Source organism: Nocardioides sp. YIM B13467, assembly GCF_042788075.1.
GTDB lineage: Bacteria > Actinomycetota > Actinomycetes > Propionibacteriales > Nocardioidaceae > Nocardioides.
Map to the genome: position 1 here is coordinate 126,298 of NZ_JBHZPJ010000046.1, position 17,428 is coordinate 143,725.

The window sequence follows — 17,428 nt, forward strand, 5'->3', positions numbered from 1 at the left end:
ACCCGATGTCCCGCTCGCGCCGCATTCGTCACTCGCTCCTCGCCGCCCTGGCGATCCCGCTCGTCGCGATCCCGATCGCCACCCCAGCCCTCGCGGTGGCTGCGGTCGACGCCACCAAGACGTACGCAGCCGAGTCCGGCCCCGGATACGGCTACGGCGGTTCCGTCGAGAGCTACGGCGGCGGCTACGGCGGCGGGATGGTGGACCCCTACCGGCAGGGTCTCGGCACCTCGGCCGCGACCGTCGACTCCGAGCCCGCGACCGAGGCCGAGTCGACCGGCGTCGTGCTGATCAACACCACGGTCGGCTACGGCACCGGGCAGGGCGCGGGCACGGGGCTCACGATCACCGGCGACGGCATCGTGGTGACCAACCACCACGTCGTCGAGGGCGCGACCTCGATCACCGTGACGGACCCGGGCACGGGGGAGACGTACGCCGCGACGGTCCTCGGCTACGACGACGTCCATGACGTCGCGGTGCTGCAGCTCGAGGACGCCTCGGGGCTCTCGACGGTTGCGACCGACCGAGACGCCGCGACCCGGGGTGAGGAGGTCACCGCCGTCGGCAACGCCGAGGGCCAGGGCTCGCTCTCGGCCGCCGACGGTACGGTCACCGACCCGAGCACGGCGATCACCGTCAACGACGAGGACGGAACCGCCGCCGAGCTCAGCGACCTGATCCAGACCGACGCCGATGTCGTCTCCGGCGACTCCGGTGGCGCGCTGCTCGACGAGGACGGCGAGGTCATCGGGATGAACGTCGCCGCGACCTCGGGCTCGGCCGAGATCTCCGGTTACGCCATCCCGATCGACACCGTGCTCGACATCGCCGCCCAGATCCTCGCCGGGAAGGAGTCGGGCGACGTCGAGATCGGTGGCTCGGCCGCAGCGCTCGGGGTGCAGGTCGACACCACCAGGTCGACGCTGGTCGTCGGCGTGGTCGAGGACGGCGCCGCCGAGGCCGCCGGAATCACCGAGGGCAGCACGATCACCTCCGTCGACGGGACCGCCGTGGCCGGCATCGACGACATCACCTCGGTGCTCGGCGACCACGAGCCCGGTGACGAGATCTCGGTCAGCTGGACCGATGCCGCAGGCGAGTCCCGCACTGCCACCGTGACCCTCGGCGAGGGTCCGGTCGCCTGACGGTCAGGGTCAGCTGCCCGGTCCCTCGTGGTCGCCTGGGCCGACCGTCGTGTCATGGGTCTGGTACCTGACGCACCCCGGACTTCTGCGCGCGCACCCTGCAGAGCTGGCAGTCGGAAACTTCAGTGCTATCCCCGGGCAACGAGCAGGGCGGCGACCGGGCAGGACGCGGCGGCGACGCGGCCGGTCGACTCGTCGGCCTCGGACAGATCGTTGCCGGCGTCGAGCACCACGACGATGTCGTCGTCATCCAAGTCGATCAGGGTTGGAGCTTGGTTGACGCAGATGCCGTGGCCTTCGCACCGTTCGCGGTCGGCGATGAGCTTCATCAGGTCTCCTCGATCGGTCGTAGGGTGACAGGCAGGGTGGCCAGTGATCGGATGATGTTGTTGCGGCCCCAGGTGGGCTTCCCGGCCAGCTCGATGCGTTGGACGCGGTTCGCCAGAGCGTTGAGGAGAGCGTGGGACTCCAGGCGAGCAAGTCCCTGACCGGCGCAGCCATGAGTGCCGTGGCCGAAGCCGATGTGGCGCGTGGCGTCGCGGTGGATGTCGAACACGTCGGGGCTGTCCCACGCCTTCTCATCACGGTTGCCGGAGGCGTACAGGACGACAACGCGCCGACCCTTGCGGATGCTGATGCCGGCAATGTTGGTGTCGGTTGCCGTCAGGCGACTGAAAGCGCGTAGCGGGGACTCGAGGCGGATGACCTCGTTGACGGCATTCGGGATGAGCGTGCGGTCCGCGCGGACCTCGGCCCATTGGTCGGGGTGAAGCGCGAAGAGCAGCAGGGCGCTGGAGATGGCGCTGATCGTGGTGTCCAGTGACGGCGCGAGGTAGTCGATCATGAGTGCCGATGCCTCATCCTTCGGGATGAGGCCGGCGTTCGCGGCGGCGACGACCTCCGCTCCCATGCTCCCGGCCAGCACGTTCTCGGTCCGGGCGATGCGCCTGGCGAACCGCAGCATCCCCAGCGAGGCGGTGGCGCTACGCATAGAGGTGCCGTTGATGGGTCCGAGGATGTCGAAGGTGGCACTGGCCCACTTCAGGAGGTTCTCCCGTTCATCCTCGGGCCAGCCGACGAGGTCGGGGACAACCTGAAGCGGCAGCGAGCGGGCGAGCGCGACTCCGTCGACCTGACCCCGGGCGACGGCCTGGGTCGCAACCTGTTCCGCCGTCGTCTCGATCGCCTCCTTCATCGATCGCAGTGCGCGTGGGGTGAGGCGATGGGCGACGAGCTTGCGTCGATCGGTGTGGTCCTCACCGTCGCTGTTGAGGGTGGTGCCGCGGCTCAGACGGTTCGCGATCGCGTTGAGGGCCACCCCTTTGCCGGAGATGAAGGCGCTGTCGTTCAGCAGAGTCGCTCTGCACTGCTCATATCCGGTGATGGCGTACGCGCGGTGCCGCTGAAGCCAGACGACCGGGCCGAGGGCGCGCAGCTCGGCGTAGACAGGATAGGGGTTCGAGATCGCCTCCGGGCTGTACAGGTTCCCGCGGTACGTCGGCGCCTTGTTCATCGTTCTCACAGAGCCTTCTCCTTCGGTGAGGTCGTGCTGGGTCGGCACAGGGGAATGCGGCGCAGGACCGTGTCGAGGCGCCCGGCGGCGAGAACAGTGCGGTCAGGACGGACAAGGGCGGCTTGGGCCCGGCCGAGCCATCGGTCGAGATCGGGGGCCGCTTTGGTGCTCACGGCGGTGATGTCGAGGGCAGCCAACCGCTGTGCGGCGCGGCCGGATAGCCGGTTGCGGGTCACCAGCGTGAATCGGTAGCCGGTGAGATCGTCGAGCCGTGCGCCGGATTCCAGGAGGACGTTCGGGCACAGGGTGCCGGGCAGGCCTCGGCCGAACCGCCCCCGGTCGTTCAGGCTCGAGGCGGGCAACGCCGGGGTCGCGCTGTTCAGAATCTGGCCGTGCAGGCCCGGCAGGCGAATGAGTAGAGGCAGGATGATCCGGCGTGCCCGGTCGCCGGTCGGTCCGCCTCCGGTCATGGAACGGCCGACGATGACGGCGAGCTGGATCATGGCTCGGGCGTGAGATCTGCGCTCGGTCTCGTAGCTGTCGAGCACGCTCGACGGCAGGGACCCGCTGATGACGGCTGCCGCCTTCCAGGACAGGTTGGCCGCATCACGGATACCGGCTCCCATACCTTGCCCGATGAACGGCGGAGTGAGGTGGGCGGCGTCACCGAGGATGAACGCACCACCTCGGTGCCACGTGTCGGCCAGCTGGGCACGGAAGGTGTACTCGGCCAGTCGGATGACCTCGAAGTCGCTGGTGTCGGTGTGCCAGCGGGCCAGCAGTGGGGTGAGCGCCTCGAGAGTTTCGTAGTCGGCTGCGCTTTCGTTCTCGAGGAGCTCGAACTCCCACCTGTGACGAGTCTTGCCGATACGCATGTAGGTGGCGGCTCGCTCGCTGTCGCACACCTGGTGGACGCCACCCCACTTGCCGAGCTCGCGGGGCGTGGCGACGTCTACGACGAGCCACCGCTGTTCGCGGAAGTCGAGGTCTTTCATGGTCGAACCGATAGACCTTCGGGTGAGGCTGTTCGCGCCATCGCAACCGAACACGAACCGGGGCCGTACGGTGTGCTGCTCTTGGCTGTCCAGGTCCACGTAGATGACCTCGGGTCGGTCGCTGACGTCGGTCCGGACAGCGCACACCTCGACGTTGCCGCGGAAGGTGACCTGGTCGAGCTCGTGCATCCGGTTGCGCAGGATTGCTTCGAGGTCAGGTTGGTCGAACATGTTGGCCTGGGGGTAGCCGTTGGAGGTCTGCGGGTCGGTCCGGTCGAACTGGGCCAGTGTCCGGTGCTCTGGTGAGAGCAGCCGCAGGCCCGCTCCGGGGATGGAGATGCCGTCGAAGTCCCTGGCGACGCCGAGCAGGCCCAGGATGCGGTAGATCTCGTCGTCGAGATGGACTGCACGCGGCTGCGAGAAGACGTCTGGCCACCGGTCCAGGACCAGGGTTCGTACTCCCGCTTCGGCCAGCAGGACGGCCGCCGTGACACCGGTCGGGCCCGCACCCACCACGACGACATCTGGATCCTGTAATGCTGCAGCGGACAGATCGCTGTCGATGGTCGGGTTCATGACTCGATGACGTCGCTGGCGATTGCGTACTCGTCCAAGCGCTTGCGGAGCGCCACCGGGTCCGCCGTGGCGCCGGTGCGCACGATGACACGCACCGACCCGTCGGAGACGACTCCCTCGATCTCGGCGATGCCCTCCAAGTCGGCAAGCGCTTCCTCGATTGCCCTCCTCGCTGCATCAGCGCGGAGGGCGAGCTTGTACGGCTTGCCGACATCCGTGACGGGGAGCGCATCGATCACGGTTATCGCCTTCGGCTTCGCCGCAGGTTCCAAGTCGGAGGACGCGATGAACGCCTCGAGCTCCGCCTCCGTGCATCCGACGCCGGGCGTGAGGGTCACATAGGCGACGGGGACCTCCCCGGCACGTGGGTCGGGTCGGCCGACCGCGGCAGCGTCGGCGACGGCCGGGTGCATGAGGAGGGTGTCCTCGATGGCGCTCGGGTCGATGTTGTGCCCGCCGCGGATGATCAAGTCCTTGGCGCGGCCGGCCAGATAGATGAAGCCGTCCTCGACACGGGCCAGGTCACCGGTGTCGAGCCACCCGTCACGAACCTTGCCCAGGTAGTCGAGGACGAGCCCGTTGACGTCACGGCCGGTCACGTATCCGGCGAACACCGTCGGTCCGCTGATGAGGAGCGTCCCGATCTTGCCGGGGGACACGTCGGTCCAGGTGCCGTCCGTGGCGACGTCGACGACTCGCACCGACTGGTAGGGCAGGCGCTTGCCGACCGAACCATGCCGCTGCTCGGTGACGAACGACCGCGCGCTGGCGCAAGTGCCCTCGGTCAGGCCATATCCCTCCAGCAGCGGGACACCGGTGTGCTCCTCGAACGACCTACGGACCGCGTTGGGAAGCGCGGAGGCGCCAACGACTGCGAACTTCAGTGAGGAGATGGCGGCGTCGACCGGGCAGCCGGCCATGACCGCATACACGGTCGGCACGGCACTCATGGTCGCGACGGAGAAGTGCTCGATGATCCTCCAGATCTCCGCGTACAGGAACGGGTCGCGAAACCCGAGGGGGCCGGCCCAGACAGCCCGCTGTCCTTTGAACATCGGGGCCAGCATGGTGACGTGCAGCGCGTTGACGTGGAACAACGGCAGCGCGGCGAAGATGGTCGCCTGCTCGCCGGTGGCGTCGGCGGTGGAGTCCGCGGCGATGAGCCAGGCGTCGGCGACCTGGTTGGCGTGGGTGTGAGCCGCGAGCTTCGGGACGCCCGTTGTGCCGCCGGTGTGGAACACGGCGGCGATGTCGTCGCAGGTGTGCGGATCCTCGAAGCCGTCGCTCTCTGTCCCGGCGGCGTCGAAGAGGAACTCGGTGGCGACGCCCTCGACGATCGGGTCGGTGGTGCGGTTCCCCTGGGTGGGTTCGAGCAGGTAGACGTTCTCCAGCCGTGTTCCGGCGGCGAGCTCGGCCGCCTTGGCCCAGACGGGTTCATCGAGGTCGGGAGATGCGGTGATGAGGTGCGTGACGCCGCTGCGTTCGATCAGCGTGGTGAGGTGTTCGCCGCTGAGGCCACCGTTGAGTGGAACGGCTATGCCCGCGGCCTGCGCTCCGAGCATGGCCGGGATCAGCTGGAGACAGTTCGGGGCGATGATGCCGACCGGTGTGGTCGGGGTGACGCCTCGGCGCACGAGCGCGTTGGCGACCTTCTCGGTCATGGCGAGCAGCTCGCCGTAGGTGACGCTGACGGCCTCGGCCCACCTGGAGGCGTCGGGCATGACACTGATCGCGACCCGGTCCGGCCACTGTTCAGCCGCCCGCTTGAGAATCTGGTAGGTGGTGGCGGGCAGGTCGCGATCGGCAAGGGGGATGGCCTCGATGCGCTCGACATCGCCTGGTGCCGTGAAGGAGGGCCATCCGGTAGCTCCAGTCGTCGCCCTGGTCATCGCGAAGCCTTCGCGGCGTGGCGGACCGTGGTGCACTGGCGGCCCAGGTCGAGCTTGCCGTCTTCGGTGCTGATGTGGACCTCGACGACGTCGCCCTCAGCGAGGTACTCGGCGTTCTTGGCCTGCGCCCGGAAGAAGGCCTTCCACTTGGTCGCCGGCGGTAGGAGCGCACCGATCATCTCGATGGGCTTGGGGGGTGCCTTCAGGGCGGTTCCGCCGGGCGTGCCGGTGAGAACGAGGTCGCCGGTGGCCAGCGGTTGGAACTCGGCGAGGGCCTGGAGCGCCTGGAGCGGCTTGTACAGCATGTCGTCGCGGACCAGCGCGTCCTGGCGGACCTCCCCGTTGACCCACAGCTTCAGGCGCAGGTCCTCGAACCGCTCCCAGTCGCCGGGCTCGAGGACGACCAGTCGAGGACCGGTCGGGGTGAACGTGGGGTAGGACTTCGCCTCGAAGAACTGGGTCTTCGGTAGTTGCAGGTCACGGGCGGAGACGTCGTTGGTCACGACGACCCCCGCGACGTGGTCGGTGATGTTGTCGCGAGTGATGGCGGTTCCCACCGGTATGTCGTCGCCGATGACAAGGCCGACCTCGACCTCGTAGTCGAGGAATCGGACGTGGGTCGGCTTGATGATGTCTTCGGTGGGGCCGCTGATGGAGTGTGAAGTCTTGCGGAAGAACGTCATCGGGACGGTCTTGGGGTTGAGTCCTGAGTCCTCGATGTGGCTGATGAAGTTCGTCATCTGTGCCACGACTCGGCATGGCGCGGTGACCGGTGACTGCAGGCCGCTCTTCGGCAGGTGGCTCGCCTCACCGGCGACCGCGGCGTCGATGGCGGCCCTGTTCGCGAGAAGCTCGCCCGTCGTCGTGGCGTTCGCGTCGATCAGAGTGCCGGTGGTCTCGGACTTCTGGACGTACCAGTGGTCGTCGGTGCGGATGATGTTGATGCTCATGAGTTGGCCACCTTCAGGAGCCCGCGCAGTCGGGCCATATCGAATTCGTTGTCTGACTTCCGCAGAGCGGAGAACATGGAGCGGAGCTCGGCGAGGGATTCCCTGCCCGGCCTGATGCCCAGGAAGTCCGCGGATGCCGGCGGCCCCCACTGCGCGAGCCCGGAAGCGGTCATCGGTGCCCAGCCGGGCTCGAGGCTGTTGTCGAACATGTCACCGTCGGTGAAGTGCTCGACGAGGAAGCCGTTGTCGTCGCGCCAGTAGTCGAAGATCTGGCTGCCCTGAATGTGTCGGCCGATGCCCCAGGACCGCTGGTAGCCGGCTTCCTTCAGGAACTCCCCACCCGTGGCAAGCGAGTCGAGGTCAGCAACCTGGTAGGCCGAGTGGACGTACCGGTTGCGGGGGCCGAGGGTTACCGCGAGCGTGTGGTGGTCGGTGAGCTCGCTGCCGCGATCGCAGCGGATGAAGCTCATGGTCGGCCCCTTGGCGCGCTGCCCGTCGTAGTAGAGGAAATCGCTGACGATGAGACCGAGGTTCTCCAGGTACCAGTCAAGTGTTTCTCGGTAGCGGGTCGTCTGGAGTACGACATGACCGAGTCGTTCGACCTTGGCGGGTTCTCGGGGCGGCCGTTGGGTGCGGTTCTTGCGAACGATGTTGCTGCCGAAGTTGTGGATCAGGGGTGCCTGGCCGGGCAGCGCGGTGAGCTGGCGGCAGCCGCTGACGACGCGAACCCTGGCGCCGCTGGGCTCGCGGGTATCGACCGTGAGACCACCGAGGTTCTCGGGCAGTGCGGACACGGTGGCCCCCAGATGGTCCGCCAGCCGTGGCAGGTCGCGGTCGTCGGCTGCCAAGAACGCGGGACCGGTGAACCTGGACCTCGCTCCCTTGCGGATGATGACCGCCGGGCTACCGGCGCGGGTGCCGCGCAGGTGCAGCTCATCGACGTCCTTGTAGCTGGTGGCGAAGCCGAAGGCGTGCGCGAACGCCTCCGCTCCTTCGAGCTCGGGTTTCTCGAACTCGAGCCAGGCCAGGTCGCGCACCTTGATGACCGGGTTCGTCGACCGGCCAGGGTGCTCACCGGTCAGTGCGCCCTGCTCGCTGTGCAAGCCGTTGTGGGTGTGGTGAGTGCTCATCCCCGCACCTCCAATCTTGATTGACGAAATCATCATGTACGGCGATCGAGTCAGTCAAGACTGTTTGACGAATTCGTCAGAACTGGCGCGGGCGGTGTTAAAATCCGGTCTCCGACGAGGAGGTTCGATGTCCGAAGCAGCTGCAGCCGCAGCGCGCAAGCGTGGTGAACGCCGCAAAGCACAGACCCGCGCCGCGCTGATCCGTGCGGCTCAGCAGGTCTTGGCGGAGGGGCGTACGAGCGTTCCGATCTTGGAGATCACCGAGCTGGCCGACGTCGGCATGGGGTCGTTCTACAACCACTTCGAGACCAAGGACGAGCTCTTCCAAGCCGCAGTGGAGTCCGCCCTCGAGCTCCAGGGTGCGGTGCTGGATGCTTGGACCCAGGATCTCGAGGATCCTGCCGAGGTGTTCGCACGCAGCTTCCGTCTGACCGGTCGAATCCACCGGATCGAGCCGCAGTTCAGCCGTGTCATCCTGTCTTGCGGGCTGACGATGATCACCTCCGAGTACGGTCTGGGCCCGCGAGCTCTGCGTGACATCGAGCGCGGTCGCGAGACCGGCCGATTCGCGGTGGCGGACCCGTACTCGGCGTTGCTCATCGCCGGGGGTGCAGCCATGGCCCTTGCGCAGGCGATCCACGACAGCCCTGAGCGCGACGACGCCGCGCTTACCGATCAGGTCACCGAGGACATCCTGCGGATGCTCGGCCTGCCGCCCGAGGAAGCCGCGGCCATCTGCCGATCGCCGCTGCCGAACGTGGTCGACCTGCTCGATGAGGCCATGCCAGGGCTGCCACACTTGTTGAGGCGCGACTCCGCCTGAGGTCTTATGGCAGCGGTCGCGCGACCCGGTAAAGCCTCCGTCGTCGCGGAGTCGTCGGCGCGTACCAGGGACACGGGGTCTCGGATTCGATCCCCATCGGCTTCGAGACGGCGACCGGCGCTCGGCGACGGGCCGGTCGCTTGACCGCTGGGGGTCAGCTGCTCGGTCCGTCGTCCTCGCCGGAGCCGCCCGTCGCGTCGTCGGAGATCGGACGCTCCGCCCTGATCGGGATCGCACCGGTGTAGCCCTCGCGTTCGAGGGCGATCTGCTGGACGCGGTCGCGGACGAGTCGCCAGCCGATCATCAGTGCCGGGATGATGATGACCAGGGTCGCGACCGTCCAGGTGCCGATCGGGTAGTCGAAGCCCATCAGGACCAGCACGGTCGCGAGGAACACGAGGGTGGCGTAGCCGGTCCACGGCGATCCCCACAGCCGGAAGTCGGGCCGGTACATCAGGCCCTTCTTCCAGCGCCGGTAGAGCTGGATCTGGCAGATCACGATGGTCGCCCAGGAGGCGATGATGCCGAGCGCCGACATGTTCAGCACGATCTCGAACGCCTGGCCCGGCACGATCGCGTTGAGGCCGACGCCGAGGAGCGTGATGCAGCCGGTGAGCAGGATCCCGCCGAACGGCACCCCGTTCCTCGACATCCGCGCGGTGAAGCTCGGCGCGCTCCCGCTCATCGCCATGGAGCGCAGGATGCGCCCGGTCGAGTAGAGGCCGGCGTTGAGCGAGGAGAGCGCCGCGGTCAGCACCACGAGGTTCATGATGGTGCCGGAGTTCGCGATCCCGAGCTGGTCGAAGAAGGTCACGAACGGGCTCTCGTCCGCTCGGTAGGTCGTGTAGGGCAGCAGCAGCGCGAGCAGCACCAGCGAGCCCACGTAGAAGACCGCGATCCGGGCGATGACGGAGTTGATGGCCCGGGGCATGATCTTGGCCGGCTCGGCGGTCTCGCCGGCGGCGGTGCCGACGAGCTCGACCGCTGCGTACGCGAAGACGACGCCGGAGATGACGATGACGAGCGGGAGGGCACCGACCGGGAACAGCCCGCCGTTGTCGATGACCATGCCGATCCCGGTCTCCTGGCCGTTGAGCTCCTCGCCGCCGGCGAGCACGATCATCCCGAGCACGAGGAAGCCCAGCAGCGCGACCACCTTGATGAGCGCCGCCCAGAACTCCAGCTCGCCGAAGAGCTTCACCGAGATCAGGTTCATCGAGAGCACGACCGCGAGCGCGACGAGCGCGATCACCCATTGCGGGACGACCTCGAACGTGCCCCAGAAGTGCATGTACGTCGCGATCGCCGTGACGTCGACGATGGAGGTCATCGCCCAGTTCAGGAAGTACATCCAGCCGGCGGCGAACGCGGCCGGCTCACCCAGGAACTCCCGGGCGTAGGAGACGAACGATCCCGACGAGGGTCGGTGCAGCACGAGCTCGCCGAGCGCGCGCAGGATGAGGAAGACGAACACGCCGCAGAAGGCGTAGACGAGAAACAGGCCCGGTCCGGCTTCGTGGAGGCGGCCGCCCGCTCCCAGGAACAGGCCGGTGCCGATGGCGCCGCCGATCGCGATCATCTGCAGCTGCCGCGGGCTGAGGCTCTTGTGGTAGCCCTCGTCCTCGTCGGTCAGGCCGCTGACCTGGCCGCTGGTCTGGTCTTCGGTGTCTGTCATCGGCTCGCTCCCGGTCCGGAGTGCGGTGGCTCGGGCACGTCCTTGAACAGGAGCCACCCGCCGACCACGGCGACGACCGCCGCCACGGCGTAGCCGATCAGCGACCACCAGCCGAGATGCAGGTACGCCGTCACCCCGACGATCGCCAACGCGAGGAACACCATCGTCATCCCGATGAACGGCGTCCGTGGCCTGTATGGATCCCGTGCCAATGCGATCACCTCACCTGCAGGGCCCCCGATGGCCCCGCTCCGGGGACCAATTACAGCGCATCGAGCGGGTTCTCGCGGTGACCGGACGTCGCCCGGCGTTTCCGTTCCGCTCGACGGCAAATAACAGTAAGGTCGCTTTACAGTTAACCCCCATGAAGGAGCGTTCGATGCGTAGCTCGAGGATCCGCACCATCCGCACCACACTCACGGCGACCGCCGCTCTGGCTCTCGTCCTGGTCGCCCCGCTGGCCGCGCCGGCCGCCGTGCCCGGCCCCGACGCGGGCAGCGCGGCAAGCCGCACCGGAGACGTCGAGGCGGCCGCCCTGACCTGGTCCGACGAGTTCGACGGGCCCGCCGGCAGCGCCCCCAACGGCGCCAACTGGAACTTCGAGACCGGAGGCGGGGGCTGGGGCAACAACGAGCTGCAGACCTACACCGACTCTCGCGACAACTCCGCCCTCGACGGCAACGGCAACCTGGTCATCACCGCTCGCCAGAGCGGGAGCGGCTACACCTCGGCCCGGCTCACCACCAAGGGCAAGGTCCAGCCGAAGTTCGGCCGCCTGGAGGCGCGGATCCAGATCCCGCGCGGCCAGGGGATCTGGCCGGCGTTCTGGATGCTGGGTGGCCAGTTCCCGAACACGCCGTGGCCGAACGCCGGCGAGATCGACATCATGGAGAACGTCGGCTACGAGCCCCACCTGGTCCACGGCACCCTGCACGGCCCGGGATACTCCGGCGGCAACGGCATCACCGGTCAGTACATGCACCCGCAGGGCTGGTCCTTCGCCGACACCTTCCACACCTTCGCCATCGACTGGCGGCCCGGCTCGATCACCTGGTCCGTCGACGGGGTCGCCTACCAGACCTTCACCACGGCCAACACCGGCGCCAACCCCTGGGTCTTCGACCAGCCGTTCTTCTTCATCCTCAACGTCGCCGTCGGCGGCAACTGGCCCGGCAACCCCGACGGCACGACCCAGTTCCCGCAGAGCATGGTCGTGGACTACGTACGCGTCTACGACTCCCAGCTCTGAGCGAGCTCGGTCGGTGCGGGGCGGTCGCGGCCGCCCCGCNGAGACGGCGACCGATCTCGGCGTTGGAGAGCCCGGCGCCGACCAGAGCCATCACGTCGCGCTCGCGGTCGGTCAGGCCGGCGACCTTGGCACGCGCGTCCGCGGCCCGCGACATCCGGTCACCGGCCCCGGCGCCGAGCTCGGCGATGACGCGCTGGGCGACTCGTGGCGAGAGGAAGGCGGCACCGTCGGCGACCGCGTGCACGCCGGCGAGCAGCTCGCGGGGATCGCCGGACTTCAGCAGGAACCCGCTCGCCCCGTCGCCGAGTGCCCGGGCGATGTAGGCGTCCTCGGAGAAGGTGGTCAGCATGACTCGCGCGGTCTCCGGGGCGGTCCGGGCGATCTCCGCTCCCGCCGCCAGACCGTCCATCCGCGGCATCCTGACGTCGAGCAGCGCGACGTCGGGCCGGTGGCGCTGGGCCGCCTCGACCGCCTCGCGCCCGTCGGCGGCCTCGGCGACCACCTCGATCGTCTCGTCGGTCTCCAGGATCGCGCGTACGCCGGCCCGCACCATCGCCTCGTCGTCGGCCAGCAGCACCCGGATCACAGGCGCGCCCCGCGCCGCTGGTCCTCGCGGGCCGGCAGGTCGGCGACCACCTCGAAACCCCCGCCGGGGGCGGGGCCGTGGCGCAGCGTGCCTCCGGCTGCACGCGCCGCCTCCTCCAGCCCGGCGAGGCCGAGGCCGGTAGTGGCCCCGACGCGCGGAGGGAGGGTTGCGCGGCCGTTCGTCACCGAGAGGCGTACGCCGTCGGCTCCGGTCTCCACCGAGACCGTCACCGACGACCCGGGAGCGTGCCGGGCGGCGTTGGTCAAGGCCTCCTGCACGATGCGATGGGCGGCGACGTCCCGCACCCCTTCGCCGTCCTCGAGCGATCCCGCCAGGCGTACGTCCATCCCCGACTCACGCGCGCGCTCGACCAGGCCGTCGATCCCGGCCGCGACCGGAGTCAGCGGCGCCTCCTCGGCGGCGGGGCGAAGGACGCCGACGATCTCGCCGAGCCGCTCGGTGGCCCCGGCTGCGGCCGCGCGGATGGCGCCGACCGCCGTCTGGTGGGCGTCGCTGAGCCCCGGTGCCACCTCGAGCGCACCGGCACGCAGCGCGATCAGGCTGAGCTCGTGCCCCAGCGAGTCGTGCATCTCCTGGGCGATCCGGGCACGCTCGGCGAGCTGGGCCTGCTCGATCTCGGTCGAATGGTTGCGAGCGACCTGGCGCAGGTAGCGGCCGCTGAGCCACGGCAGCGCCATGAAGATGATCATGTTGCCGGCCATCGCGACCTGCACTCCGCCGCCGTTGACGACGGCGTCCAGCGCGGTCAGCGCCATCACGGCCACGCCCGCCACGACCGCCGAAGGCCACACCTGGTCGGCCCATCTGCCGACGAGGAAGCTCACCAGGGCCGCGAACGCGATGTAGCTGATCAGGACCCACCCGTCGTTGGCCACCACCGTGCCGCCGACCAGAGCGCACACGAGCGCCACCGCGACGGCAGGCTGCCTCTGCCGGACCCACATCGCGAGCGTGACGCCGAGGACTCCCACCAGGGCCGACCAGCCCGACCACTGCGGGTGGCCGGCGTCGCTCATGTAGAGGTGCTCGCCGGCGACCGCCACGACCAGGAGGCCCGACAGGATCGGTTCTGACAGGCGGGGCCGTCGCAGCAGACTCACGCCAACCACGGTAGTTGCCGTCTCGACCGGGCTGTACCGACTTTCGACAGTACTTGGACCCGCCGATCCGCGACTGAACGGACCCATTACGCGAGAGGGGGTCTCGACAAGCTCGACCACCGGTGCAGACTGTGAGGCATGGCTTACGAGACCCTGACCTTCGACGTGGACGCCGATGGCATCGCGCTCCTGACCCTCAACCGCCCCGACGCGCTCAACTCGTTCACGGTGACGATGGCGCGCGAGCTGGAGGAGGTCTTCACCACCGACGCGATGGCCGACGAGGTGCGCGCGGTCATCGTGACCGGCGCCGGGCGGGCGTTCTGCGCGGGGATGGACCTCTCCGCCTCCGGGAACGTGTTCGGCCTCGACGAGTCGCTGCACCCGACGCCCGAGAGGCTCGCCGAGCACCTCGCCGACCCGGCCAACCACCCCGAGTACGCCGAGGGCGTACGCGACACGGGCGGGAAGGTCACCCTCGCGATCCACGCACTCCCGAAGCCCGTGATCGCCGCGATCAACGGCCCCGCGGTCGGCATCGGCGCCACGATGCTGTGCGCGATGGACGCGCGGCTGGCCTCCTCGAAGGCGAAGATCGGCTTCGTCTTCGGCAAGCTCGGCATCGTTCCTGAGGCCTGCTCGTCCTACTTCCTGCCGCGCGTCGTGGGTGTCCCCCGGGCCCTGGAGTGGCTCTACACCGCGGAGATCCTCGACCCCGACCAGGCCCTCGACGGCGGTCTCGTCCGCAGCATCCACCTTCCCGACGAGCTGCTGCCCGCGGCCTTCGAGCTGGCCCGGAGGTTCACCCAGAACCGGTCGCCGGTCGGCACCGCGCTCGTCCGCCAGCTGATCACCCGCAACGCCTCCGCACGCCACCCGCTCGAGGCCCACCTGTCCGACTCGCTGGCGATGTTCTACGCCTCGATCGGCGACGGCAAGGAGGGAGTCGCCGCGTTCCTGGAGAAGCGGGCCCCCGAGTTCACCTCGAAGGCGTCCGAGGTCCCGGACGTCTTCCACGGACAGATTTTTACGGGCTGACCTGCAGCGATAGCCGTTGACCCCCTGTTGTGGGGCCGCATCCTGAGCTACGGTCGAAAGTGGGCCCGCCCGCTGGTCCCTCACCCGGGTGTGGCCGCGGCCGGCACGCAGTGCCCAACCCGAGATGGGCGCGTGTCGGCCGCATCTCGGTGCCGATCAGGCGCCGATCCGGCCCGCGTACTCCTCGACGATGGCGTCGACCGGCTGGTCGACGGCGATGGCCATCCCGGCCTCGTCCGACTCGAGCGGCTCGAGCGTCTTGAACTGGCTGTCCAGGAGCGCGGCCGGCATGAAGTGGCCGGGGCGGCTCGCCTGGCGCCTCGCGATCACGTCGCGGGTGCCCTCCAGATGGAGGAAGGTCACCTCCGGGCAGTGCCGGCGGAGCTGGTCACGATACTTCCGCTTCAGTGCGGAGCAGCCCATCACGCCACCGCGCTCGGCGTGCCGGGCGAGCCACTCCCCGACCGCCTCGAGCCAGGGGTAGCGGTCATCGTCGTCGAGCGCGATCCCAGCCGTCATCTTTTGGATGTTCGCCTGCGGATGCAGGTCGTCGGCATCCTCGAACGGCACCCGCAGCCGCCCCGCGATCGCCGCCCCGATGGTCGACTTCCCCGAGCCCGAGACTCCCATCACGACAAGTACCGGTTTCGCCATCACGCCATCGTACGGGCGTAGAGCGCCTCGAGATCGGTGAAGTGCCGATGAGTCCCCGCCTCCTGGTAGGACGAGGTGTCCGCCATCGTGTAGCCGTGCGGGGCGTCGGGGTAGATGAGGTTGGTGTAGATCACCCCGGCGTCGTCGAGCGCCCTGCTGAGGCCCTCGACGTTCTCCGGCGTCATGGAGCGGTCGTGGTCCGCGTGCCCGAAGTAGTACTCCGCCCTCGTCCCGGCGATGCAGGTGTGCGGCGAGGCGGCGTCTGCGGTGACCAGCCCGCCGCCGTGGAAGCCGCCGACCGCGACGAACTCGTCGGGGAACCGCCCTGCGGTCCGCACCGCCAGCCGCGCGCCCATGCAGTAGCCGTGGGTGGCGAGCGGGCCGGTGACGTACGTCTGGAGGGTTTCGACGTACGCCGGGATGTCGATCGCCAGCCGGGCGACGCTCAGGCCCCGGACCCTGGCCATCGCGTCCACGAAGAACGCCTCCCTCGCAGCGGGGTCGCGAAGGTCGGCCGTCGGGGCCAGCTCCGCCACGCTGCCGTCGCGGTAGAACGTGTTGGGTGCGAGCACGACGTAGCCCCAGGAGGCGACCCGCTCGACCATCTCGGCCAGCCGCGGCCGGAGGCCGATGGCATCCATGTAGACGAGCACACCGCCCTTCGGTGCGCTCTCGGGCCGGGCCAGATAGGCCCCGGCGGTGCCGTCAGGTGTCTCGATCTCGATCTGCTCGACCACGCCCTCACGCTACCGGCAGCACCTTGGTGCCATGCTCGTCCCCATGACCCAGCACCCAGAGGCACTGCACCTCGAATCCTCCCGAGCGATCCCGGTCGCGTACGAGACCGCCCTCGCCCGCGTCCTCCCGGCGCCGCTGCCGCAGATCTTCGGTCGCCGGTACGCCGCGATCGGCCCGATCGCCGAGGTCCGCGACCAAGCCGGCGGCTGGGATGCCGCCGGCGAGACCCGCACGATCGTCCTCGCCGACGGCGCGACGATGCGCGAGACCCTGACCGGCATCGACGCCCCCTCGTCGTTCTCCTACGAGATCACGCCGCTCTCCGGCCCGCTCAAGCTCCTGGTCGGCCACGTCGCCGGGCGCTGGTCCTTCGCCCCGGCCGGCACCGGCACCCGGGTCACCTGGTCCTGGGACGTCACGCCCACGTCCCAGGCGGCGTCGTACGCGATGCCCGTCTTCGGCTGGATGTGGAAGGGCTACGCCAGGCAGAGCCTGGAGTCGCTCGAGGGGCTGTTGCTCTCCTCGTGAGCCTCACTCCACCCCGTGCCGCTTGATGAACGAGAGGATCTGCTCAGCGAGCTCCGGCCGACACACGATCACATCGGGCAGATAGACATCGTCCTGGTTGTACCGCAGCGGCGAGCCATCGATGCGCGAGGTGAACAGCCCAGCAGCAGCCGCGACCGCCACGGGGGCGGCGGAGTCCCACTCGTACTGCCCGCCCGCGTGGACGTACGCGTCGGAGATGTCGCGCACGACCGACATCATCTTCACGCCGGCCGATCCCATCGGCACCAGCTCGGCGCCGAGCTCCTCGGCCAGCGCCTCCACGAACGCCGGCGGGCGGCTGCGGGAGACGGCGATCCGGGGACGGGCCGAGGTCGAGGGCGGCACGACCGGAACGGCACCGGTGTGGAACGTGCTCTGCACGGATGCGTCGGCAAGCGCAGGCTGCGCGACGGCACCGGCGATCAGCTCCCCGTCGTTGGACGAGGCCCACAGCGCCACGTGCACCGCCCAGTCGTCGCGCGGCGGCTCGGAGAACTCGCGGGTCCCGTCGAGCGGATCGATGATCCACACCCTGTCCTTGGTGAGCCGCTCCTTGGAGTCCTTCCCCTCCTCGGAGAGGACGGCGTCCTGCGGGCGGTACTCGGCGACGAGCTCCATCAGCAGCTCGTGGGCCGCCAGGTCACCGGCGTCCTTGAGCTCCTTGCCCTCCAGGCCGGAGGTGGCACGCACCTCGAGCAGCCGGCGGCCGGCGGTCTCCGCCAGCCAGGCGGCCAGCAGGTGGTCGGAGGCGAGGATCTCGGTCGTAGGCACACCAGGCACGAAGGTCACCCGCG

Annotated in this window: 18 protein-coding genes; 5 read left to right on the forward strand and 13 right to left on the reverse strand. The window is 69.1% G+C overall.

Annotation, left to right across the window (positions count from 1 at the left end; genetic code table 11):
* The first annotated feature begins 5 nt into the window (after positions 1 to 5).
* On the forward strand, positions 6 to 1,148 hold the full coding sequence (locus ACFX43_RS07950; RefSeq protein ID WP_378819157.1) for a S1C family serine protease: 1,143 nt from the start codon (positions 6 to 8) through the stop codon (positions 1,146 to 1,148).
* Between the two features lie 128 nt (positions 1,149 to 1,276).
* Here ACFX43_RS07950 and ACFX43_RS07955 read toward each other — a convergent pair whose 3' ends face one another.
* Genes ACFX43_RS07955 through ACFX43_RS07980 form a run of 6 tightly spaced genes read right to left on the reverse strand, consistent with a single transcriptional unit; the run spans position 1,277 to position 8,201 of the window.
* Complete coding sequence (locus tag ACFX43_RS07955; RefSeq protein WP_378819159.1) at positions 1,277 to 1,477, reverse strand: ferredoxin; 201 nt, start codon at positions 1,475 to 1,477, stop codon at positions 1,277 to 1,279.
* On the reverse strand, positions 1,477 to 2,661 hold the full coding sequence (locus tag ACFX43_RS07960; protein ID WP_378840790.1) for a cytochrome P450: 1,185 nt from the start codon (positions 2,659 to 2,661) through the stop codon (positions 1,477 to 1,479). Before ACFX43_RS07960 ends, ACFX43_RS07955 begins: the two co-directional genes overlap by 1 nt.
* A gap of 5 nt (positions 2,662 to 2,666) precedes the next feature.
* Complete coding sequence (locus ACFX43_RS07965) at positions 2,667 to 4,232, reverse strand: bifunctional 3-(3-hydroxy-phenyl)propionate/3-hydroxycinnamic acid hydroxylase (RefSeq protein ID WP_378819162.1); 1,566 nt, start codon at positions 4,230 to 4,232, stop codon at positions 2,667 to 2,669.
* Positions 4,229 to 6,121, reverse strand: coding sequence for an acyl-CoA synthetase (locus tag ACFX43_RS07970; protein WP_378819164.1), 1,893 nt, complete (start codon positions 6,119 to 6,121; stop codon positions 4,229 to 4,231). Before ACFX43_RS07970 ends, ACFX43_RS07965 begins: the two co-directional genes overlap by 4 nt.
* Positions 6,118 to 7,071 (reverse strand): fumarylacetoacetate hydrolase family protein, encoded by a 954-nt coding sequence (locus ACFX43_RS07975; protein WP_378819166.1) that lies wholly within the window; start codon positions 7,069 to 7,071, stop codon positions 6,118 to 6,120. The genes ACFX43_RS07970 and ACFX43_RS07975 overlap by 4 nt, the downstream gene beginning before the upstream one ends.
* The gene (locus tag ACFX43_RS07980) at positions 7,068 to 8,201 is read right to left on the reverse strand and encodes a VOC family protein (protein ID WP_378819169.1); all 1,134 of its coding nucleotides are present in this window, start codon (positions 8,199 to 8,201) and stop codon (positions 7,068 to 7,070) included. The genes ACFX43_RS07975 and ACFX43_RS07980 overlap by 4 nt, the downstream gene beginning before the upstream one ends.
* Before the next feature lie 127 nt (positions 8,202 to 8,328).
* Here ACFX43_RS07980 and ACFX43_RS07985 point away from each other — a divergent pair, with 127 nt between their 5' ends.
* On the forward strand, positions 8,329 to 9,024 hold the full coding sequence (locus tag ACFX43_RS07985; protein WP_378819171.1) for a TetR/AcrR family transcriptional regulator: 696 nt from the start codon (positions 8,329 to 8,331) through the stop codon (positions 9,022 to 9,024).
* Between the two features lie 154 nt (positions 9,025 to 9,178).
* Here ACFX43_RS07985 and ACFX43_RS07990 read toward each other — a convergent pair whose 3' ends face one another.
* Both ACFX43_RS07990 and ACFX43_RS07995 read right to left on the reverse strand, forming a co-directional pair.
* Positions 9,179 to 10,699: an amino acid permease gene (locus ACFX43_RS07990; RefSeq protein WP_378819173.1), complete on the reverse strand. Its 1,521-nt coding sequence runs from the start codon at positions 10,697 to 10,699 to the stop codon at positions 9,179 to 9,181.
* Positions 10,696 to 10,920, reverse strand: a complete 225-nt coding sequence (locus tag ACFX43_RS07995) for a hypothetical protein (RefSeq protein WP_378819176.1) — start codon at positions 10,918 to 10,920, stop codon at positions 10,696 to 10,698. The genes ACFX43_RS07990 and ACFX43_RS07995 overlap by 4 nt, the downstream gene beginning before the upstream one ends.
* Before the next feature lie 158 nt (positions 10,921 to 11,078).
* Here ACFX43_RS07995 and ACFX43_RS08000 point away from each other — a divergent pair, with 158 nt between their 5' ends.
* On the forward strand, positions 11,079 to 11,948 hold the full coding sequence (locus ACFX43_RS08000; RefSeq protein WP_378819178.1) for a family 16 glycosylhydrolase: 870 nt from the start codon (positions 11,079 to 11,081) through the stop codon (positions 11,946 to 11,948).
* On the opposite strand, the gene ACFX43_RS08005 is transcribed toward ACFX43_RS08000, so the two are convergent.
* Positions 11,842 to 12,534 (reverse strand): response regulator, encoded by a 693-nt coding sequence (locus tag ACFX43_RS08005; protein ID WP_378819180.1) that lies wholly within the window; start codon positions 12,532 to 12,534, stop codon positions 11,842 to 11,844. The two genes, ACFX43_RS08000 and ACFX43_RS08005, sit on opposite strands and share 107 nt — an antisense overlap.
* Positions 12,531 to 13,655 carry a sensor histidine kinase gene (locus tag ACFX43_RS08010; RefSeq protein WP_378819183.1) on the reverse strand — a complete coding sequence of 375 codons (1,125 nt, stop codon included), beginning with the start codon at positions 13,653 to 13,655 and terminating at the stop codon, positions 12,531 to 12,533. Before ACFX43_RS08010 ends, ACFX43_RS08005 begins: the two co-directional genes overlap by 4 nt.
* 138 nt (positions 13,656 to 13,793) lie before the next feature.
* Between ACFX43_RS08010 and ACFX43_RS08015 the strand changes: the two genes are divergently transcribed.
* Positions 13,794 to 14,693 carry a crotonase/enoyl-CoA hydratase family protein gene (locus tag ACFX43_RS08015; RefSeq protein ID WP_378819186.1) on the forward strand — a complete coding sequence of 300 codons (900 nt, stop codon included), beginning with the start codon at positions 13,794 to 13,796 and terminating at the stop codon, positions 14,691 to 14,693.
* Between the two features lie 156 nt (positions 14,694 to 14,849).
* On the opposite strand, the gene ACFX43_RS08020 is transcribed toward ACFX43_RS08015, so the two are convergent.
* On the reverse strand, positions 14,850 to 15,347 hold the full coding sequence (locus tag ACFX43_RS08020) for a gluconokinase (protein ID WP_378819189.1): 498 nt from the start codon (positions 15,345 to 15,347) through the stop codon (positions 14,850 to 14,852).
* Positions 15,347 to 16,084 (reverse strand): dienelactone hydrolase family protein, encoded by a 738-nt coding sequence (locus ACFX43_RS08025; protein WP_378819192.1) that lies wholly within the window; start codon positions 16,082 to 16,084, stop codon positions 15,347 to 15,349. The genes ACFX43_RS08020 and ACFX43_RS08025 overlap by 1 nt, the downstream gene beginning before the upstream one ends.
* A gap of 43 nt (positions 16,085 to 16,127) precedes the next feature.
* Between ACFX43_RS08025 and ACFX43_RS08030 the strand changes: the two genes are divergently transcribed.
* Positions 16,128 to 16,613, forward strand: a complete 486-nt coding sequence (locus ACFX43_RS08030) for an SRPBCC family protein (RefSeq protein WP_378819195.1) — start codon at positions 16,128 to 16,130, stop codon at positions 16,611 to 16,613.
* A gap of 3 nt (positions 16,614 to 16,616) precedes the next feature.
* Here the strand turns inward: ACFX43_RS08030 and ACFX43_RS08035 are convergent, their stop codons facing one another.
* A complete protein-coding gene (locus ACFX43_RS08035) occupies positions 16,617 to 17,423 on the reverse strand; it encodes a 3'(2'),5'-bisphosphate nucleotidase CysQ (protein ID WP_378819198.1) in 807 nt (268 codons plus the stop codon).
* Positions 17,424 to 17,428: the final 5 nt, after the last annotated feature.

Excerpts from the sequence above, each read along its gene's own strand:
- ACFX43_RS07965 (WP_378819162.1), bottom strand. The coding sequence starts at position 4,232 with ATGAACCCGACCATCGACAGCGATCTGTCCGCTGCAGCATTACAGGAT.
- ACFX43_RS07950 (WP_378819157.1), top strand. The coding sequence starts at position 6 with ATGTCCCGCTCGCGCCGCATTCGTCACTCGCTCCTCGCCGCCCTGGCG.
- ACFX43_RS08030 (WP_378819195.1), top strand. The coding sequence starts at position 16,128 with ATGACCCAGCACCCAGAGGCACTGCACCTCGAATCCTCCCGAGCGATC.
- ACFX43_RS07955 (WP_378819159.1), bottom strand. The coding sequence starts at position 1,477 with ATGAAGCTCATCGCCGACCGCGAACGGTGCGAAGGCCACGGCATCTGC.
- ACFX43_RS07960 (WP_378840790.1), bottom strand. The coding sequence starts at position 2,661 with ATGAACAAGGCGCCGACGTACCGCGGGAACCTGTACAGCCCGGAGGCG.
- ACFX43_RS07975 (WP_378819166.1), bottom strand. The coding sequence starts at position 7,071 with ATGAGCATCAACATCATCCGCACCGACGACCACTGGTACGTCCAGAAG.
- ACFX43_RS07990 (WP_378819173.1), bottom strand. The coding sequence starts at position 10,699 with ATGACAGACACCGAAGACCAGACCAGCGGCCAGGTCAGCGGCCTGACC.
- ACFX43_RS07980 (WP_378819169.1), bottom strand. The coding sequence starts at position 8,201 with ATGAGCACTCACCACACCCACAACGGCTTGCACAGCGAGCAGGGCGCA.
- ACFX43_RS08000 (WP_378819178.1), top strand. The coding sequence starts at position 11,079 with ATGCGTAGCTCGAGGATCCGCACCATCCGCACCACACTCACGGCGACC.
- ACFX43_RS08015 (WP_378819186.1), top strand. The coding sequence starts at position 13,794 with ATGGCTTACGAGACCCTGACCTTCGACGTGGACGCCGATGGCATCGCG.
- ACFX43_RS07985 (WP_378819171.1), top strand. The coding sequence starts at position 8,329 with ATGTCCGAAGCAGCTGCAGCCGCAGCGCGCAAGCGTGGTGAACGCCGC.
- ACFX43_RS07970 (WP_378819164.1), bottom strand. The coding sequence starts at position 6,121 with ATGACCAGGGCGACGACTGGAGCTACCGGATGGCCCTCCTTCACGGCA.
- ACFX43_RS08020 (WP_378819189.1), bottom strand. The coding sequence starts at position 15,347 with ATGGCGAAACCGGTACTTGTCGTGATGGGAGTCTCGGGCTCGGGGAAG.